9 protein-coding genes are annotated in these 21,739 nt (G+C 40.5%); 6 read left to right on the top strand and 3 right to left on the bottom strand.

What is annotated here, in order from left to right:
- The 3 genes from L1S31_RS12835 to L1S31_RS12845 all read left to right on the top strand — a co-directional run.
- Positions 1-2,026, top strand: a 2,026-nt coding sequence (locus L1S31_RS12835; protein ID WP_236465140.1) for a T9SS type A sorting domain-containing protein, incomplete at its 5' end; no start/stop codon positions are given.
- 271 nt (positions 2,027-2,297) lie between these two features.
- Complete coding sequence (locus L1S31_RS12840) at positions 2,298-10,790, top strand: T9SS type A sorting domain-containing protein (protein ID WP_236465141.1); 8,493 nt, start codon at positions 2,298-2,300, stop codon at positions 10,788-10,790.
- 225 nt (positions 10,791-11,015) lie between these two features.
- Positions 11,016-16,451 (top strand): YDG domain-containing protein, encoded by a 5,436-nt coding sequence (locus L1S31_RS12845; RefSeq protein WP_236465142.1) that lies wholly within the window; start codon positions 11,016-11,018, stop codon positions 16,449-16,451.
- Between the two features lie 66 nt (positions 16,452-16,517).
- Here L1S31_RS12845 and L1S31_RS12850 read toward each other — a convergent pair whose 3' ends face one another.
- Complete coding sequence (locus L1S31_RS12850; protein WP_236465143.1) at positions 16,518-16,898, bottom strand: RNA-binding S4 domain-containing protein; 381 nt, start codon at positions 16,896-16,898, stop codon at positions 16,518-16,520.
- 79 nt (positions 16,899-16,977) lie between these two features.
- Between L1S31_RS12850 and bamM the strand changes: the two genes are divergently transcribed.
- Positions 16,978-17,994 (top strand): BamM family beta-barrel-assembly machinery protein, encoded by a 1,017-nt coding sequence (gene bamM, locus L1S31_RS12855; protein WP_236465144.1) that lies wholly within the window; start codon positions 16,978-16,980, stop codon positions 17,992-17,994.
- A 55-nt stretch (positions 17,995-18,049) separates the two neighbouring features.
- Here the strand turns inward: bamM and L1S31_RS12860 are convergent, their stop codons facing one another.
- Both L1S31_RS12860 and L1S31_RS12865 read right to left on the bottom strand, forming a co-directional pair.
- On the bottom strand, positions 18,050-19,003 hold the full coding sequence (locus L1S31_RS12860; RefSeq protein ID WP_236465145.1) for a transketolase family protein: 954 nt from the start codon (positions 19,001-19,003) through the stop codon (positions 18,050-18,052).
- 5 nt (positions 19,004-19,008) lie between these two features.
- Positions 19,009-19,860 (bottom strand): transketolase, encoded by an 852-nt coding sequence (locus L1S31_RS12865; protein ID WP_236465146.1) that lies wholly within the window; start codon positions 19,858-19,860, stop codon positions 19,009-19,011.
- A gap of 214 nt (positions 19,861-20,074) precedes the next feature.
- Here L1S31_RS12865 and L1S31_RS12870 point away from each other — a divergent pair, with 214 nt between their 5' ends.
- Both L1S31_RS12870 and tgt read left to right on the top strand, forming a co-directional pair.
- Positions 20,075-20,476, top strand: coding sequence for a response regulator (locus L1S31_RS12870; RefSeq protein WP_236465147.1), 402 nt, complete (start codon positions 20,075-20,077; stop codon positions 20,474-20,476).
- A 129-nt stretch (positions 20,477-20,605) separates the two neighbouring features.
- A complete protein-coding gene (gene tgt / locus L1S31_RS12875; protein ID WP_236465148.1) occupies positions 20,606-21,736 on the top strand; it encodes a tRNA guanosine(34) transglycosylase Tgt in 1,131 nt (376 codons plus the stop codon).
- The last annotated feature ends 3 nt before the right edge of the window (positions 21,737-21,739 follow it).

The following is a 21,739-nucleotide window of genomic DNA, read 5'->3' on the forward strand; positions in this document are numbered from 1 at the left end:
CGACTGTAACGATAATCAATTGCAATATTTAGATGCCGATGGTGACGGATTTGGTTCGACTACACAGGTTGCCTGTGGAGTATCAAATAATATTGACTGCAATGATAATCAAAATCAATATACCGATGCTGATGGAGACGGATTTGGAACCTTACCTTTAGTAGCTTGTGGAGTTACTAATAATTCAGACTGTAATGATGCAGCAACCTATTACACCGATAACGATGGTGACGGATTTGGAACATTGCCTAAAATAGCTTGTGGTTCTGTTACTAATGGAACTGATTGTAATGATAATGACAATAGCGTTTGGCAAAATGGCCTGTTCTATGCTGATGCTGATGGCGATGGTTATTCGGCAACACCTGGAGCAACTCAAACACTGTGTTATGGAGCGTCAGGATTTGGAGGATTCAGCTTAGCATTGCACCCTGAAACAGATTGTAACGACAGCAATGCAGCGATTTATCCTGGTGCTGCAGAAATCTGCTGGAATGGTATCCTTGAAAATTGTACGGGTACGATGTCACAAGGATGTGCTCCTGTGGTGGTTAACATGACTGCTTCTTACCACAATACCACTTTGACTTCTTTATCTCAGGCCATTCCTGCGGTTGCTTATTCTTATGGTGGATATACGAATATCAAATATCGTTTCTCTATCAAAAACGTAACAACCAATACTACAGCTCCGGATATTATCCAGACTTCACGTTATGTGACGATTCCTGCTGCCATCCATACTCATGGTGCAGCTTACGATATCAAAGTGTCTGCGGTTATCAATGAAGAGATTGTTCCGTTTGCCGGAAATACAATCAGGGTTAATGGACCAACGGTTCAGCTGATTACATTGAACACAGCCAGTTGTGGTGCAACTTTAGCATCTTTGGCTTCAACACTTACAGCAAACCAGGGATTGAATGCTACAGGTTATACTTTCCGTATCCGCCTGAATGACGCTAACCCATCACCAACGTATGCTACATCACAGTCAGCTACACGTTTCGTGGGAGCGAATACATTCACAGGATTCCCATTACAATATGGGACAAGCTATAAAGTTTCAGTTCAGTATACCTTCAATGATCCTGTAACGAGTTTACCGGTTCAATCAGGATATGGAGCAGAGTGTACGGTAAATACACCATCAATTCCGTTGACAACTATGGCTTCGCCAACATGTGGAACACAAGTTTCTACATTGAACGCGAACATTTCAGCGACAGCTGCATCGTATGCTACAGGATACCAATTCCGTATCAGATTGTTTGCAGACAACGGACCAACTCCAGCTTACACTTATAGTGCAGTTAGTGCGAGCCGTTTCTCATCGTTGACAGCCTTTGGAACATTGGCTTACAATACAGCGTATTCAATCTCTGTACAGTACAGCATCCTAAATGGTGCTACAACAGTATGGTCAGGTTATGGACCGGAGTGTAAAGTTACTACACCGTTCTTCCCAACGACTAGTTTGGTTCCATCGCAATGTGGATTGGCTACACCAACATCATTGACACAGCAATTGAACATTACACCTTATCCAGGATTCCCTCACTACAAAGTATTGTTGGAGGAAGTAAGCGGAGAAGATGTTCTTAACTCACAGGAAAGAGAGATCGTTTACTCTTACTTCAAACTGAGTGAGTTCTCAATTGCACAACCAGGTAAAAACTACCAGGTTTCTGTTGCAATCAAACAGAATGGAGTGTTCGGAGATTACTCAACAGCTTGTGACTTATTCACAGCTCCATTAGGCAAAACAATAGCTGCGGTTTCATTTAAGGCTACAGCATATCCAAACCCATTTGCGAACAACTTTATGCTTGATGTGAAATCGTCTAGCGAATCAAACGTAAATATTAAAGTTTACGATATGGTTGGAAGATTGATTGAACAAAGAAATGCAAACGTTTCAGATATGCAGAACTTAACTATTGGAAACGAGTATCCAGCAGGTGTTTACAACGTAGTTGTATCACAAGAGGATAGTGTTGAAACTGTTAGAGTGGTGAAAAGATAATTTTTTAGAAAATAATTAGAATTTTTGTAAGACCCTTGAGCAATCAAGGGTCTTTTTTTGTAAGTATATCACAGGTTTGCAAATAAATGAATTGTTTTTTTTGTAGGAAATAATATCTTAAGTTAAGAAAATGTTAACAGTTCTATGTTTTTCATCGATGAAAGAAAGCAGTTTGACTGATATTGAAGAACTGTTCAAAAAAACTTGGCATATCAATATTTTTATTGGAAACATCTTATCTATTTTTAATGTTCAATTTTAAAGAAAAGATATGTATAAACATTACGCTTCTATGGATGTGGGTAGGGATGCCCAACATGGGAAAGAAAAAACCACTGGGATGTGGTTATTTAGTTTTACGCTTTTATTCAGTATATTTTTTACTGGTGTAATGAAAGCGCAGAGTACGGCAAATTATTTGCCTACACCAACAACGGTGACAACAGGTGTAAATGCTTCGTTGGCTCTTGATATGAATGGGAATGCCGTTGATTTAACAACAGGATCGACTTCAGTTGTTGCAGCCAGTTCAGATGACACTCAGTCATCTTTGGCGAACATCGGGTTTGATTTCTATTTAATGGGAACAAGGTACACTCAGTTTTCAGGATCTGATAATGGTATCATTGGATTGGGTGCCCAACCGGGAACAGGTGTGTATACACTGCCTAACAGTGTAACTGCTACCGTTGCTACAATTGCACCATTTGGTAACGATATGAGAGTCGGAACGAATGGAATTGTGAGAAGCAAGGTGGTAGGAACAGCACCAAATCGTTGCCTTGTCGTGGAATGGAGCAATAACATGATTAGATATATAAGCACGGCTGCTGCTGGTACAGGAACTTTCCAGTTAAGATTATACGAAAGTACAGGAGTTATTGAATTTGTTTATGGAGGAATGACTACCAATGCTGCGGCTCCTACGGTATATTATGTTGGTTTTTCAACCAATTCAACTGCAAATAACATTGTAACTATAAATACTACTGGTAATGCGGCGAGTACTTCTGCAACTCCAACCAGTAATACTTATACAGCAAGTTCTACTATAACTCAGTTAAACTCAGCTTCTAACGGAAACAGAAGATACTATCGTTTTATACCGCCAACAACTTCTTCGCCTACAGGACTGAATTTTACGAGCGTTGCACAAACAACGTATACATTAAATTGGACCAATGCAGGATCAAACAGGTTAGGTACCGCTATTTATTATTCTACAGATAATGTAACCTATACTTATCTTACTACAACTACTGCTGCGGCAACTTCCCAGAATATTAATGGGATGGCACCTGCTACTACTTATTTCTGGAAATTGTATTCCTTAAGTGAAGGATATACAGGTTCAACCCCATTGGCAGGAAGCCAGGCAACCACTGCGTTGGTACCACTTACTGGAACTAAAACCATTGACAATACTCTGCCTACTTCAGGAAGTAATTATGCAAGTTTTACGGCTGCTGTAAATGATTTGAATACGAATGGTGTTGGTGCAGGAGGAGTTACATTTAATGTAACAGCTGGCCAAACATTTAGTGAGACTGTTCCAACGATAACTGCAACAGGTACATTGGCGAACCAAATCATTTTCCAGAAAAATGGAGCTGGGGCAAACCCAATATTAACTTCAACAGGTGCAGCGTCAATTGAGGCAGCTATACTTATCAATGGAGGTGATTATTTTACTTTTGACGGTATTAATATTGCAACTACAGGAACATTGCTTGAATACGGTTATTATCTGCAAAATTCAACCGCTACAAATGGTGCGCAAAATAATACATTCAAGAATTTTACGGTTACATTAAACAGGTCAAATGGAGCTTCTCTTGGAGTTTTGCAAATACAATCTTCCACAACTCCAGCGACTTCTGCTGCGGGTGCAAATTCAAACAACAAATATTATAATTTCACAATCAAAAATGCCAACTCTGGTATCCTACTTACAGGAACAGCCGGATTCCCTGATTTGAATTGCGAAATTGGAACTACTGCTTGTGCAACAAGAAACACGATTGGAGACTCAGCAACTACAGATGATATATTGTACAATGGTGCTGCTGCCGGAAATGGTTTTGGTATCAGGACTACCAACCAGGGTTCGGTAAAAGTCTTTAATAATGATGTAACTAATATTAGTACCAACGTTAATAACTCAACTGTTGATGGTATCTTTATTGATAACTCGGCGGCAACTGTTGCGGTAGGTACTAGTGAGGTTTATAATAACAAAATCAATGCAATTTCGAATACATCAACGGGTGCTAATACGAATAGTGTTGTTCGAGGAATCCGTGTAAACGGAAATGCTTTTGCAGCAACAATAACAAGGGTTTACAATAACTTTATAACGAATCTTCAGAGTGGGAATACCAATACCACTTTAACAATAAGAAGAATTATTGGTATTTCACTGCAACCTGCAGGTAGTGGTTCAGGTTCTGGTATTTATGCTGAATTTAACAGTGTAAGAATCGGAGCGGCAAACCTGACTGTTTCAAATGCATGTTTGGAAATGGGTACAGGTTCAGGACCTGCTTACAGAGTACGTAACAACATCTTGGCTAACGTTACAGCGGCTCAGACAGGTGGTGCGAAGCACTACTGCTGGGTAAGTACACAGACTGCCGGAGTTGGTAATACAGGTTCATTGTCTAATTACAATGACTTATATGTTACTGGTACAAACGGTTTTGTTGGTTTGGGTAACGCAACCGATTATGCAACGTTGACCAACTGGCAATTAGGGGTTTCCCAAGATGGAAATTCAGTTTCTACTGATCCAACTTTTACCTCTGCTACCGATTTGCACGCTTCGTCTGCAGCCTTGAATGGTGCAGCGGATCCGTCATTTGCTACAAATACAGCTTGGGCTTCTCTGGATATTGACTGTGCTTCACGTCCAACTCCTACAGATATTGGAGCCGATGAGTATAATGTGAATAGTAATGATGCTGGTGTAACGGCAATCGTAATACCAACGCTTTGTGCAGGTTCACAAACAGTTCAGGCGACAATTAAAAATTATGGTGCGGTAACTTTGACAAGTGTTAAAGTAGATTGGACTGTTAACGGAAATGCGCAAACTCAGGCTTCGCCAACAGTAAATATTGCTCCTGGAGCATCAGCAACAGTAACTATAGGAACTTTCACTTTTGTTGCGGGTACTACCTATAGTATTGTGGCTACAACTAGTTTACCTAATGGATCTGCAGATGCAAATACAGCTAACGATGGCTTCACGCAAGGAAGTATTGCAACAGGGCTTTCAGGAAGCTATACTGTAGGAGCTGGTGGTTCGTTTACAACGTTAACGGCGGCTGTTGCGGCTTATAATGCCAGAGCGATTTGCGGTCCGGTAACATTCACGCTTACCGATGCTGCTTATGGTTCGGAAACATTTCCAATCACTATCAATGCCAATGCAGGCGCGAATGCAACGAACACTTTGCTTATCAAACCAAGTACAACCGCTTCGATTACAGGATCCAATAATACAGCTATCATCTTGTTGAATGGAGCAGATTATGTAACCATCAATGGATCAACAGGCGCTACTACCAATACAATTTGTCCAGCTTCTGCGGCTTCACGCGATTTGACACTTACAAATAATAGTGCCAATGCAACAAGTGCGGTGGTTTGGTTACAGACTGCTACAGCAGATGGTGCTACCAATAATAACGTGATTAACTGTAACCTTGTGGGTTCAGGTGCGAATCAGACATTTGCCGGTATCGGTTCTGGTTCGTCTACTATGAGTACTGCAACATTGGGAACAGGTAATAACAACAACTCATTCATCAATAATAATATCAGCAAAGCTACTTTCGGTATTGTTTCTATTGGAGCTTCGGCTTCAAATAAAAACACCGGAACTGTCATCAACCAAAACGTTATGACTGCAGCTTCACCTAACCAAATCAGCCGTGGAGGTATCTTAGTTGGTTTTGAAAATGGAGTTGTAATTTCTGGCAATAACATTGCAAATCTTTCAGGTGCTTCATCTAATGATGCGCTTGCAATTTCATTGGGAATCAGTGATATGAACACTACTATTGCCGGTAACGAGGTTACTTCAGCAACAATAACTAAAAATACGATAAGTGCTATCCGTTCAGCGAGTACTTATTCAACAGGAGGAATTGTATTGGCACCGACAGCAAATTCGGGCACCAATACCATCGCGAATAACTTGTTAAATGATGTTATAGGAAATAGTACATTCGGTGATTTTAGCGCCAGCATCCTGATAGGTGGAGGTACAGCAGCTACAAATGTATACCACAATACCATTAATATGACTGCTGCCTTGACTGGTGGATCGTTTGATAATTTCGGTATTGCAATAGGTGGCACAAACCCAACAGTGAATTTAAGAAACAACATCGTTGTAAATACTGCTACCAATGGTACGGGATCTTCTTATGCATTAGGGCTTGCTTATTCAACAGTTACAAATCTGACTTCAAATTATAATGACTTTTACGTAACCGGTACAACCAAAATGGTAAGAACAGTTACACTTTCGAATACTGGAGGTACAGATTACGGAACATTGGCAACTTGGAATACGGCTTCTACAAAAGACGCCAACTCCAAAAATGTCTTACCTGCATTCGCATCTGCATCCGATGTTCGTTTAAATGCATCAAGTTCAAACAATAATGCTTTAAACGCAGCGGCTGTTTCAGGAACAGGAATTACTGATGATATAGACTGTGAGGCAAGGAACGGTTCTACTCCTGATATTGGAGCAGACGAGTTTACACCACCGGTTGTATTTGACCTTTCTGTAACAGCTCTTACGGCTCCGGCAGTTGTTAATTGCTACAGTGCTTCTGAGAATGTTACTTTCCAAATTACCAACTCGGGTAACCAGACTTGGGATTTCAGTACATTGCCAAGAACGATTTCAGCTACGGCAACCAATGGGTTACCGGCAAGCTTCGGACCTGTTGCATTAACCGGAACTTTGGCTCCAGGCGCAACAACAACTGTTACAGTTGGAACTTTTGGCGATATGAGAGTACCACAAACGTATTCATTTACGGGTACCCTTAACAACGCTAACGAATCTGGGGCAGGTTCAGGAACGGCTAACGATTCATTCTCGGCATCAAGAACAAGTTACAACCCGTCAGCGTCATTAAGTTCTAACTCACCAATTTGCTCGGGAACTTCACTTACTTTGACAGCCACCAATTCAGGAGGGTATAACAATACGCCATTTGCGGGTAATAAAACAGAGAGCCCTGCTTTAGCTATTCCGGATAATTCAACTACCGGAGCTTCTTCAACAATCGCGTTAAGCGGTGCTATAGGAAGCAATAATGCAGTTTCGGGTTCTAGTGTAATCAATGTTACCCTAAATATTGCCCACAGCTTCTTGCCAGATTTAGATATTTATCTTGTAGGTCCTGGAAACTGTGGTACATTGGAATTGTCTACAGACAATGGAGCGTCTTCTTCAGCAGCGACCAATTACTCAGGTACCGTTCTGACTACTACTGCAGGAACTAATATCAGCACCATTACAACTTCGCCAATTGGCGCAGGTCCATACACTGTTGAAGGATCACTTACAGGAGCTCCTTCTATCGGAAGTTACATCATTCCGGCAACAGCCCTTAGTGGTTGTCCGATTAACGGAAACTGGACCTTGCGTATATTTGATGATGTTAATGCAGATTCAGGAACATTATCAAGCTGGAGCTTATCTGTTGCGCCAACTGCGGCTGCATCAGGAAACTACTCGAACTCATTCTCGGGAGCTGGTACGATAGGAAGCATTTCATATAGTGGTACCAATAATACTACTGCTACGGTAAGCGTTACGAATCCTACAACTTCAACTTATTCAGTTAGCGTAACTGATGCAAGTGGTTGTTCTTCAGCGCCGGCTACTACATCAGTAACTGTAAATCCACTTCCAACATTAAATGTTAGCGGACCAATTAATCCGATTTGTGGAGCTACTACAGCTGATTTAACCAGTATAGTTACTTCTAACGGTACGGTTACCTATTTCAGTGATAATACCTATACTACTTCGGTTGGAACTCCAACTGCGGTAACTGCAGCTGGTACTTACTATGTAAGAGCTACTTCTGCTGCAGGATGTATTACTGATGGTACAGTCACAGTAAATGCTTTCAAACCGTTCCCAACATTAAATGTTAGTGGTGCTATTGATCCGGCTTGTGGAGCTACTACAGCTGATTTGACAAGTGTGGTTACTTCTAACGGTACCGTTACTTATTTCAGTGATAACACCTACACGACTTCGGTTGGAACACCAACAGCTGTAACTACAGCAGGTACTTATTACGTAAGAGCGACTTCAGCTGCAGGATGTACTACAGATGGTACGATCACAGTAAATGCTTTCAAACCATTCCCAACTTTGAATGTAAGTGGAACTATTGATCCGATTTGTGGAGCTACTACGGCTGATTTAACTAGCGTAGTTACTTCAAATGGTACGGTTACTTATTTCAGTGATAACACTTATACAACTTCAGTTGGAACACCAAGCGCAGTTACTGCTGCTGGTACTTATTATGTAAGAGCCACTTCAGCTGCAGGATGTACTACAGATGGTACAATCACAGTAAATGCTTTCAAACCGTTCCCAACATTAAATGTTAGCGGAGCTATTACTCCGGCTTGTGGAGCTACTACTGCTGATTTGACAAGTGTTGTTACTTCAAATGGAACACTTACTTATTTCAGTGATAATACCTACACGACTTCGGTTGGAACACCAACTGCGGTAACTGCTGCTGGTACTTATTATGTAAGAGCGACTTCAGCTGCAGGATGTACTACAGATGGTACGATTACAGTAAATGCTTTCAGGGCAAATCCAATTGTAACTGCTGCTGACGTAAGTGGATGCTCAGGTACGCCAATTCCTTTGTCTGGTTCGCCGGCTGGAGGTTCATTCAGCGTAACCAATCCTTATGTTGGAACAAGCAGTACTACTTATACCTATACCTATACAGCTCCAAATGGCTGTACAGTTACAAGTGCACCGGCTAATATTACCATTACTCCTCAGCCATTATGGTATTTGGATGCTGATGGTGACCATTATTATACAGGTTCAGGAATTCCTTCCTGTACTTCGCCAGGTGCAAATTATACAATGTCAGTTCTGGGTGGTGGCGATTGCGATGATGCAAGTGCTACAGTTTATCCTGGTGCTCCTGAGATTTGTTACAACAATATCCTTGAGAATTGTTCAAGCACTATGTCAGCAGGATGTGCTCCGGTTGTGGTTAACATGACTCCGTCATACCACAATACAACGTTGACATCCTTGTCTCAGGCTATACCAGCTGTGGCTTATACGTATGCGCCTTATACAAACCTTAAATATCGTTTTTCTATCAAAAACGTGACAACAGGTGTAACGGCTGCTGATATCATCCAAACATCACGTTACGTGACAATTCCGGCTTCAATCCATACTCATGGTGCAGCTTATGATATCAAAGCATCTGCAGTTATCAATGAAGAGATTGTTCCGTTTGCCGGAAATACAATCAGGGTAAATTCGCCAGCGGTTCAATTGATTACTTTGAACACAGCTACATGTGGTGCTACCTTAGCTTCATTGACATCAACGCTTACAGCCAACCAGGGATTGAATGCTACAGGTTATACTTTCCGTATCCGTTTGAATGATGCTAACCCATCACCAACGTATGCTACATCACAGTCAGCTACACGTTTCGTGAGTGCTAATTCATTCACAGGTTTCCCATTACAATATGGAACAAGCTACAAAGTTTCGGTTCAGTATACCTTTACTGATCCTGTAAGCAGCTTACCTGTTCAATCAGGATATGGAGCAGAGTGTACAGTAAATACACCATCAATTCCGTTGACAACTATGGCTTCGCCTACATGTGGTTCTCAAGTGGCTACTTTGAATGCGAATATTTCAGCGACAGCTGCATCTTATGCTACAGGATACCAATTCCGTATCAGATTGTTTGCAGATAACGGACCAACTCCAGCTTACACTTATAGTGCAGTTAGTGCGAGCCGTTTCTCATCGTTGACAGCCTTTGGAACATTGGCATACAATACAGCGTACTCAATCTCTGTACAGTACAGCATCCTAAACGGTGCTACAACAGTATGGTCGGGTTATGGACCGGAGTGTAAAGTTACTACACCGTTCTTCCCAACGACCAGTTTGGTTCCATCACAATGTGGATTGGCTACACCAACATCGTTGACACAACAGTTGAACATTACACCTTACCCAGGATTCCCTCACTACAAAGTATTGTTGGAGGAAGTTAGTGGAGAGGATGTTGTGAACTCACAGGAAAGAGAGATTACCTATTCTTACTTCAAACTGAGTGATTTCTCAATCGCGCAGCCAGGTAAAAATTACAATGTCTCTGTTGCTATCAAACTGAATGGAGTGTTCGGGGATTACTCAACAGCCTGCGACTTGTTCACAGCACCATTGGGCAAAACAATAACTGTAGTTCCATTTAAGGCTACAGCATATCCAAACCCATTTGCGAACAACTTTATGCTTGATGTGAAATCATCTAGTGAATCAAACGTAAATATTAAAGTTTACGATATGATTGGAAGATTGATTGAACAAAGAGACATAAGAGTTTCAGATATGCAGACAACAACAATAGGTAACCAATATCCATCAGGTGTTTACAACGTAGTTGTATCACAAGAGGATAGTGTTGAAACTGTTAGAGTTGTTAAAAGATAAATCTAAATCTTTTTAATAATGAAAAGCCTTCGAGAAATCGAAGGCTTTTTTGTTTTGTAAGAAATAATCTTTAAATCACATCAACTACATCGATTAAGTACGCATAAAAACGATTAAATGCATCTGCAGAATAGGTTAACAATTAGTTAATGTATTTTGAGTTTTTTTACTATTTTTATCTATATTTTTGTGTCTGTCAAATAAACAAATTAAACAATTATTATCATGGTAAAACAGTACGTTAAGCTTCTATCGCCATTATTTTCTACTTCGCGTAAAGAAGCAAAATCAGGTAAAAGATTTCTTCCTGGACTACTAATCCTATTCTTTTTGATGGGGTTGAATGCAAGTTGGGGACAATTACTGACTGATGACTTTTCAGGAACAGTTGGTTCTAACTTAACTGCGAATGGATGGGTTGCCCACAGTGGAGGAGGAACGGGGCCAATGAGTATTGCAAGTCCTGGATTGACTTATTCAGGTTATGCAGGTTCAGGTGTCGGAAATGCTACATCGGCATCAGGAAATAGCGAAGACGTTAACAAAGCATTTACATCAACCAATTCAGGAAGTGTATATTGTGCTTTTATGGTATCTACAGCCACAACGGTCAATACAACAGATTATTGCATTCACTTTTGCCAGAGTTCAGGTGCTGCTGCAGCAGGTTTTTTTGGAAGGTTCTCTATCCAAAAAGATGCGACAAATGCGGTTCGCTTTACTTTGAGTAAAGGTACTGAGACTGCTGTGAATACTCCTTATTCTTACACATTAAATACAACTTACCTAGTTGTTTTGAAATATACATTTAATGCCGGTGCTACGAATGACCAGGTATTCCTTTATGTAAACCCGGTACCTGGAGGAACAGAGCCTGTTACACCGGATCTATCTTCTTTGACTACAGGAACAGATGCTACAGCTTTAGCGGCAATTGCAATCAGACAGTTTGCAGCAACAACTTTGGCTCGTTTTGATGGTTTCCGTGTTGGAACCACATGGGCTTCGGTAACACCATCAGGAATTTCAGTTTCTGGTTCTGGATCACCAGCTTCTTTAACTACAACTTACGGAACTGCATCGACAACTACCAGTTTTAGTGTTTCAGGTACAGGCTTAACGGCTGCTACAGGTATAACAATTACACCACCAGTAGGTTTTGAGGTGGCTACAACCAGTAATTTCTCAACTACTATAGGAACAAATGCTTCTCCTTTAAATGTTGGAGGACCAGGTAATGTTAGCAGTACGACCATTCACTTAAGGTTAGCTGCAAATGCTACAGCTGGGCCACATTCGGGCAGTATAGGAATAACAAGTGCCGGAGCTTCAGCTGCAAGTGTGAATACAAATGCTACAAATACAGTTAATGCTAAAGTATTGACCATTTCAGGATTGACGGTTCAGGATAAGACTTTTGATAATACCACTACGGCAACTCTAGTAGGAACTCCGGTATTGAACGGAATAGAAAGTGTAGGTCCTGCCGTAACTTTAGGAGGAAGCCCTTCAGCTAATTTTGATACTCCTGCAGTTGGTAATAATAAACCGGTTACAGTTTTAGGATATACATTAAACGGTGCTGATTCAGGTAATTATACTTTGACACAGCCATCATTGACAGGAAACATCATATCTTCGGGATTACAGGATCAGATAATTACTTTTGGTCCTTTGACGGCTGTGACTTATGGAGTTGCTCCATTTGCATTGACTGCAACATCGGACTCAGGTTTGACAGTTTCATACTCAAGCAACAATACCGATGTAGCTACTATTTCAGGAAGTACCATTACTATTGTTGGTGCTGGTTCAGTTACGATTACAGCAACACAGGCAGGAAATGGAAGCTTCAATCCTGCAACTCCAGTACAACAGGTTTTGGTTGTAAATCAAAAAGAACTTACGGTTACAGGAGCTGTTGCAAGTGATAAAATATACAATGCAGATCCTACAACAAATATCACAGGAGGTTCTTTAGTTGGAATTATTAATTCTGACTTAGTATCACTTTCCGGAACAGGTAGCTTTGATGATGCTAATGTTGGAGATGATAAGCCTGTTACACCAGCTTTATTTTTGACAGGTGACGATAACGCCAATTACTTTTTGACACAACCAAGTGGTTTGACTGCAGATATTACGCCAAAAGAACTTACGATTACAGGAATTTCTATATCAAACAAAGAGTATGACACTACAACAGCTGCAACAATCCTTGGAACTCCGGTTTTGTTTGGTGTTGAATTCGCCGACTTTTTTAGCGTAACCTTAGGCGGAAGCGGTGTAGCTAATTTCAATGATGCATCAGTTGGTAACGGTAAACCGGTAACGGTTTCAGGATACTCATTTTCGGGTTCTTCAAATTACTACCTGACACAGCCAACAGGGCTTACAGCTAACATTACTTTAAAAACATTAACTATTGTTGGCTTAACAGCTCAAAATAAAGAATACGACAGGACCTTGGCTGCAACAGTTACCGGAACTGCTTCGTTATCGGGGATTATTCCTGGTGATGAGCCAAATGTTAGTTTATCCGGAACTCCATCAGCCAGCTTCCTTACTGCTACTGCAGGAAACGGAAAAACAGTTTCCGTAACAGGATACAGTTTATCAGGTACTGCTTTAGCTAATTATACTTTAGGAGCATTGAATTTAACTGCAAACATCACTAAAAAAGATGTTACTATTTCTGGAGCTTCCGTTGCGGATAAACTTTATGACGGAACTACCACAGCTAGTTTGTCAGGAACATTGAGCGGGCTTATTTCGCCAGATACGGCAACCCTAAATTTAATAGCCAATTTTGCTGACGCTAATGTTGGAAACAACAAACCAGTGACTTCTACAAGTACTATTACAGGAGGACAATCTGCAAATTATAATTTGGTACAACCAACCGGGCTTACAGCTTCGATTACAGCTTCTGCCTGTTCTGCAGGTAATAGCGGATTGGTAACCTGGGATTTTACAACTGCGTCTCCATCAAGTAATGCAACAACAGGACTTACGATTTCTGCTTTAGCAAGTGCCAACAATTTGGGTACTGCTACATTGATCAGCAATACCAGCGTTTCAAACAATGCAGGTGCTTCTGGAGGAAACAATGCAGGAGCGGCAGCAGTAGGAGCAGCGTTTAATTCAGGAACATCAACCTATTTTGAATTTACAATAACACCTCTTAATGGTAACAACGTAAGTTTAACAGCTATAAGCTTCGGTTCAAGAAGTACGGGAACAGGACCACAAGGATATGCGTTGAGATCGAGTTTAGATAATTATGGAAGCAATATCAATACTGCTGCCGGTACTTTTAGTGCCAACAGTACATGGGTAGGACACACTCCGGCTATAACAGCTACAACAAGTTCATCAGCGCCGGTTACTTTCAGATTGTATGGATTTGGCGGAACTGCTACTGTTCCTAACACAGTTACATGGAGAATTGATGATTTAAAATTGACTTTGGCAGTAGCACTTAACCCTGCTTTAAGCAGCCCAACTACAGCATCTGCTTGTTCTGGAGTTAACTTTGCATATACTCCTACTACCAATTATACAGGATCTACCATCACATGGACCAGAGCCGCTGTTGCAGGTATCAGCAATGCTGCTGTAACAACACCTCAGACAGGAAGTGTAAGTGAATCTTTGGTAAACACTACTAATGCACCAGTTGCGGTAGTGTATTCATTTAAAGTTACCGGAACTACATGTTATGTTACTCAGGATGTTACTGTAACTGTAAATCCTGCGCCAATTGTTACAGCTTCAGATGTTAGTGGTTGTTCAGGAACGCCAATTGCATTGTCGGGTTCTCCGGCTGGAGGTTCATTCAGCGTAACAAACCCATATGTTGGAACCAGCAGCACTACTTATACGTACACTTATACTGATGGAAACGGATGCCCTGGAACAAGTGCACCGGCAAATATTACGATTACTCCACAACCAGTATGGTATTTAGATGCTGATGGAGATCATTACTATACAGGTTCAGGAACATCTTCATGTACTTCACCAGGCGCAAATTATACTACTTCAGTATTGGGCGGTGGCGATTGCGACGATTCAAACAATACTATTTATCCTGGTGCACCAGAAATCTGCTGGAATGGTATCCTTGAGAATTGTACGGGTACTATGTCACAAGGATGTGCTCCTGTGGTGGTTAACATGACTCCGTCATACCACAATACAACTTTAGCATCTTTATCCCAGGCTATTCCTGCGGTTGCTTATTCTTATGGTGGATTCACGAATATCAAATATCGTTTCTCTATCAAAAACGTAACAACCAATACTACAGCTCCGGATATTATCCAGACTTCACGTTATGTGACGATTCCTGCTGCCATCCATACTCATGGTGCAGCTTACGATATCAAAGTGTCTGCGGTTATCAATGAAGAAATTGTTCCGTTTGCCGGAAATACAATCAGGGTAAATTCGCCTACAGTTCAATTGATTACATTAAACACATCGACCTGTGGAGCGACTTTGGCTTCTTTATCTTCGACACTTACAGCCAACCAGGCATTGAATGCTACAGGTTATACTTTCCGTATCCGTTTGAATGATGCTAACCCATCACCAACGTATGCTACATCACAGTCAGCTACACGTTTTGTGGGAGCCAATACATTCACAGGATTCCCATTACAATACGGAACAAGCTACAAAGTTTCAGTTCAGTATACATTTAACGACCCTGTAACCAGTTTGCCTGTAGATTCAGGATATGGAGCAGAGTGTACGGTAAATACACCATCAATTCCGTTGACAACTATGGCTTCGCCAACATGTGGTTCTCAAGTGGCTACATTGAATGCGAACATTGCAGCAGCTGCGGCATCTTATGCTACAGGATATCAATTCCGTATCAGATTGTTTGCAGACAACGGACCAACTCCAGCTTACACTTATAGTGCAGTTAGTGCGAGCCGTTTCTCATCGTTGACAGCCTTTGGAACATTGGCTTACAATACAGCGTATTCAATCTCTGTACAGTACAGCATCCTAAATGGTTCAACAACAGTATGGTCAGGTTATGGACCGGAGTGTAAAGTTACTACGCCGTTCTTCCCAACGACTAGTTTGGTTCCATCGCAATGTGGATTATCGACAGCAACATCGTTGACGCAACAGTTGAACATTACACCTTACCCAGGATTCCCTAACTACAAAGTATTGTTGGAGGAAGTTAGTGGAGAGGATGTAGTTACTTCACAGGAAATCATCGTTACTTATGCTCACTTTACGCTGAGCCAGTTCTCAATAGCCCAGAATAATAAAAACTATCAGGTTTCTGTTGCCATCAAACTGAATGGTGTGTTTGGTGATTACTCAACAGCTTGTGATATTAATACTCAGGGCAATGGAGAAGGAGGAGGTATTGTAAAAACAATGTTGCCATTTAAAGCTACAGCGTATCCAAACCCATTTGCGAACAACTTTATGCTTGATGTAAAATCTTCAAGCCAGTCTAACGTAACTATTAAAGTTTACGATATGGTTGGAAGATTGATTGAGCAGAGAAATGCAAGTGTTTCAGACATGCAGAATGTAACTATTGGAAACGAATATCCTACAGGAGTTTACAACGTAATCGTGTCACAGGATGACAGCGTTGAAACCGTTAGGGTTATCAAAAGATAATTTCAATCTTTAGTCAATAAACAAAAAAGCCCTCGAATACTCGAGGGCTTTTTATTTGGTTAAAAATTATTCGTCAGAACCTGTTTCCCATTCGATGTCATCCAAATCCCTTCTGTCTTTTTTGGTAGGCCTTCCGGTTCCTGTTTTGCGATAATGTTCTTTAGACAGTTTGATTAATTCCAAATGGGCAAAAGTTTCAGGAGGTGTATCGTCTTTTCGGTAAATATCAACTAATTTGGCACCAACACGATTTTCCGGAATATCCAAAACAGTAATCTGATAAGTAATCTGATCTTTTCTGAAAGTAACTTTATCCAATGGAAAAACCTCTTTTGATGGTTTTGCAATTTGACCATTAACGGTGATATGATTCTTTTTACAGGCTTCGGTTACCATGTTTCGGGTTTTGTAATAACGAACACACCATAAATATTTATCTACTCTCATTTTTTTTCCAAAATCAACGTTAAATAGTTCACAAAAATAAATCAATATTGTATCTTGCGCGCTTAAAATTCAAACAAAAATGAATAACTTTTTCAAATTTATATTGCTTTTTTCAATAGGCCTAACAATTGTTTCCTGTTCAAAAAGTGATAGTCAGACACCTTTGCGCGATTACACCGAACAGTATACAAAAGACATTACCAATATTGAAACCTTTTTGAATACCCATTATCTTGTAGTAGAGCATCATCCGGGTGAAACAGAGGATCTGGATGTTTCCTATCCTTTGATAGATGCTGGGCAGACTTCTATAATGAACCAATTGGATTATCCTATCCAAACCAGATTGGTAACTGTAAAGCAAAATGATGTTGACATCACCTATAAAATATATTATTTGAAACTAAGGGAAGGTTCTGGCCCTGATAGTAAATCACCTTGTAATGTAGACAGAGTATTGACTTCCTATAGAGGAGAATATATTTACAGCAGTACTGAAACTGTTGGCGGTACTTCTGTGACTACCATAAAATCAACGCAGTTTGAAGAATTAATCAATCCGCAAAGTTATTTCAACTTAACGGGAGTAATCAGAGGCTGGAGTGAAATATTCCCACAATTCAAAACAGGAACCTATGTTGGAAACCCTGACGGAACAGTGACTTTCGACAATTTTGGAGCAGGGGTGATGTTCATTCCTTCTGGATTAGCTTATTTTGGTGGTTCAACAGCAGGAGTTCCTGCTTATTCACCATTAATCTTCAGTATCAAATTGTATGAAGTTCAAAGAGTAGACCATGATTCAGATGGAATTGATTCCTATTTGGAAGATATTAGCAGTCCGGATAATCCGGGTGTGGCTGATGGATATGTATATTCAATGGAAGAAGGTGTTGTAAATCCTGATGATACTGATGGTGATGAAAAGCCGGATTTCCTGGATACTGATGACGACGGGGATTTCTTTACGACTGCCAGCGAAATCAAAAATCCTATCACCGGACAAGCTTATCCTTTTGCGAATATTCCAACCTGTGGAGGAACAGGGAATGGTAAGAAGAATTATTTAGATCCTAGCTGCCACGGTGCTAATTAAAACTAAAAAAAATCCCGTTCACTGAACGGGATTTTTTTTGGATAAAATAAGGAGATTATTTTCTCTTGATTACTTTTTCTACAGCTTCAACAATCGCCTGGTTGTTTAACTTGTATTTCTCCATCAATTGTTCCGGAGTTCCGCTTTCGCCAAAACTATCCTGCACCGCAACAAATTCCTGTGGTTTTGGATTGTTAAGTGCTAAAACCCTTGAAACGCTTTCGCCTAAACCTCCAAGGAAATTATGCTCTTCTGCAGTAACCACACAGCCTGTTTTTGCCACAGATTTCAAAATAGCCTCTTCGTCTAATGGCTTAATCGTATGGATGTTGATTACTTCTGCCGATATTCCTTTTGCTTCTAATTTTTCAGCAGCTATCAAAGCTTCCCAAACTAAATGGCCTGTCGCAATGATTGTAACATCTGTCCCTTCGTTCAGCATAATTGCTTTTCCAATTACAAATGGCTGGTCAGCCGGAGTAAAGTTAGGCACAACCGGACGTCCAAATCGTAAATAAGCAGGGCCATGGTGTTCTGCCAAAGCAATGGTTGCAGCTTTGGTCTGGTTGTAATCGCAGGTATTGATTACCGTCATTCCCGGAAGCATTTTCATCAAACCGATGTCTTCCAAAATTTGGTGTGTTGCTCCATCTTCTCCCAAAGTCAAGCCGGCATGCGAAGCGCAAATTTTCACATTCTTATCTGAGTAGGCAACTGACTGACGGATTTGGTCATAAACCCTTCCGGTCGAAAAGTTAGCGAAAGTTCCGGTAAACGGAATCTTTCCGCCAATGGTCAAACCGGCTGCAATTCCAATCATGTTTGCTTCTGCAATTCCAATTTGGAAAAAACGTTCCGGATGGTTCTTTTTAAAATCGTCAAATTTCAATGAACCAATCAAGTCTGCACAAAGCGCAACTACATTTTCATTTTTTTGTCCCAATTCGGTCATTCCTGCTCCGAATCCTGAACGCGTATCTTTACTTCCTGTGTTTTCGTATTTTTTCATTTTTCTTAGTAGTCAGTTTCTCCTCCAGTGTTATAGTTTTGTGCCAATCCAATTGCCAGCTGATCATCATTTGGCGCTTTTCCGTGCCAAGCGTGCGTGTGCATCATGAAATCAACGCCATGTCCCATTACCGTATGCAGCAATACACAAACCGGTTTTCCTTTTCCGGTTCTGGTTTTAGCTTCTTCCATACCTTTAATAATGGCATCAATGTCATTCCCTTCCTTGATTTCCATAACATCCCAATCAAAGGCTTCAAACTTGGCTTTTAAATTACCCATATTCAGAACTTCATCCGTTGGACCGTCAATCTGCTGCCCATTTAAGTCGATGGTAGCAATCAGGTTGTCGATTTTTTTGGCAGAAGCATACATGATGGCTTCCCAGTTTTGACCTTCCTGTAACTCTCCGTCACCGTGAAGCGAATAAATCAAATGATTGTCGTTGTTTAGTTTTTTAGCCTGAGCCGCACCAATGGCAACAGACATTCCCTGTCCCAAAGAACCCGAAGCCATTCGAACTCCAGGCAAACCTTCATGAGTAGTTGGATGTCCCTGCAAACGCGAATTCAGTTTTCTAAACGTAGCCAATTCTGAAATCGGGAAATAACCGCTTCTTGCCAAAACACTGTAGAAAACCGGAGAAATATGCCCGTTTGACAAGAAGAATAAATCTTCGCCAATTCCGTCCATATTGAAACCTGGCTTTCTATCCATCAAATGTTGGTAAAGCACTGTAAAAAATTCCGTACAGCCAAGCGAACCTCCGGGATGTCCCGAATTAACAGCATGTACCATACGAAGAATGTCTCTTCGGACTTGTGTAGAAAAATCTTGTAAATGTTGTGTGTTAGACATTTTTTGTAGTTAAAAATTAGATGTGGTCAAAAGTAATTCTAATTTTTACCAATGGCAAAAGTTTTATAAATTAGTTATTAAGTGGTTGTTAAGAAAATAAATCAGCCATGTCAGTTGTCGATATTAACACGAAATTATATAAGTATTTTGCAATATTTTGTAATTTGACCTAAAAATTATTCGTTTAACTTGACCTCATCAAAAATCTACCACCATGAAAAAGAAAAAAACAATCTACTATTTAGATGATGACCATGAAGATTTAGATTTCTTTAAGGAGATCACCGAAGAGTTGGGACATACTGTAAAAGTGTTCTCAGATGGACGAAAGATGCTGCTGGTTTTGGAAATCCAGGCTCAAAAACCGGATGTTGTTTTCCTCGACATTCACATGCCGGTATTGAATGGTGAAGAGATTTTGGAAATCATTAAAAAATCAGATGATATGAAGGACATTCCGGTAGTTATGGTGTCTGGTGCCTATCCTAAAAAGCTGCTTCAGTATTGTGCCGATTTGGGGGTTTCATGCCTGGTTAAAAGACATAATTTCCAGGAATTCAAACAAAATATCCATGAAGTACTGACCACTTTGGATGCAGCCAAAAAAGCCGGCTGATTTTAACTCCTTGTTTTTTGTCTTTCTAAACTCACATTTGTTGAGCGGATTCCTTATGTTAAATAAATCAATAACACTTAAGCCGTAACTCATAATTCTTTTATCTTTGCCGACTATTAAAAGAAGAAAATGCAATTTGATTTATTAGCTAAAGATCCTAACTCAAAAGCGCGTGCCGGTAGTATTACGATGGACCACGGCGTAATTGAGACTCCTATATTTATGCCTGTTGGTACCGTTGCTTCTGTAAAAGGAGTGCATCAGCGTGAACTTAAGGAAGAGATTAACCCGGATATCATTCTTGGAAATACCTATCATTTATACCTGCGTCCCCAAACTGAAATCCTTGAAAAGGCCGGAGGTTTGCATAAATTCATGAATTGGGATCGGAATATTTTGACCGATAGTGGAGGTTATCAGGTGTATTCACTTTCATCAAACAGGAAAATCAAGGAGGAAGGTGTAAAATTCAAATCGCATATTGATGGTTCGTTTCACTTTTTCACTCCCGAAAATGTGATGGAAATCCAGCGTACGATTGGTGCCGATATTATCATGGCTTTTGATGAATGTACTCCGTATCCGTGTGATTACAGATATGCACAACGTTCGATGCACATGACACACCGTTGGTTGGACCGATGCATCAATCATTTGGAAAAACTACCTTTTAAATATGGTTACGAACAAACACTTTTCCCGATAGTTCAGGGAAGTACCTATAAGGATTTGCGCCAGCAGTCGGCAGAATATATTGCCAATACGAACCAGCTTGGAAATGCTATTGGCGGACTTTCCGTTGGTGAGCCTGCTGAAGAAATGTACGCAATGACTGAAGTGGTTTGTGAAATCCTTCCCGAAGATAAGCCAAGATACTTAATGGGCGTAGGAACACCAATCAACATTTTAGAGAACATTGCTTTAGGGATTGATATGTTTGATTGTGTAATGCCAACCCGAAATGCCCGAAACGGAATGTTGTTTACGGCAAACGGTACCATTAACATCAAAAATAAAAAGTGGGAAGATGATTTTTCTCCAATTGATGAAATGGGTTATACTTTTGTTGACACCGAATATACCAAAGCCTATTTACGACACTTGTTTGCAGCCAATGAATATTTAGGGAAACAAATTGCAACAATTCACAATTTGGGCTTCTATATGTGGTTGGTTCGTGAAGCAAGAAAACATATCTTAGCAGGAGATTTCAGAACCTGGAAAGACATGATGGTAAAAAATATGAGCCAACGATTATAATCT

Source organism: Flavobacterium wongokense, from assembly GCF_021608265.1.
GTDB lineage: Bacteria > Bacteroidota > Bacteroidia > Flavobacteriales > Flavobacteriaceae > Flavobacterium > Flavobacterium wongokense.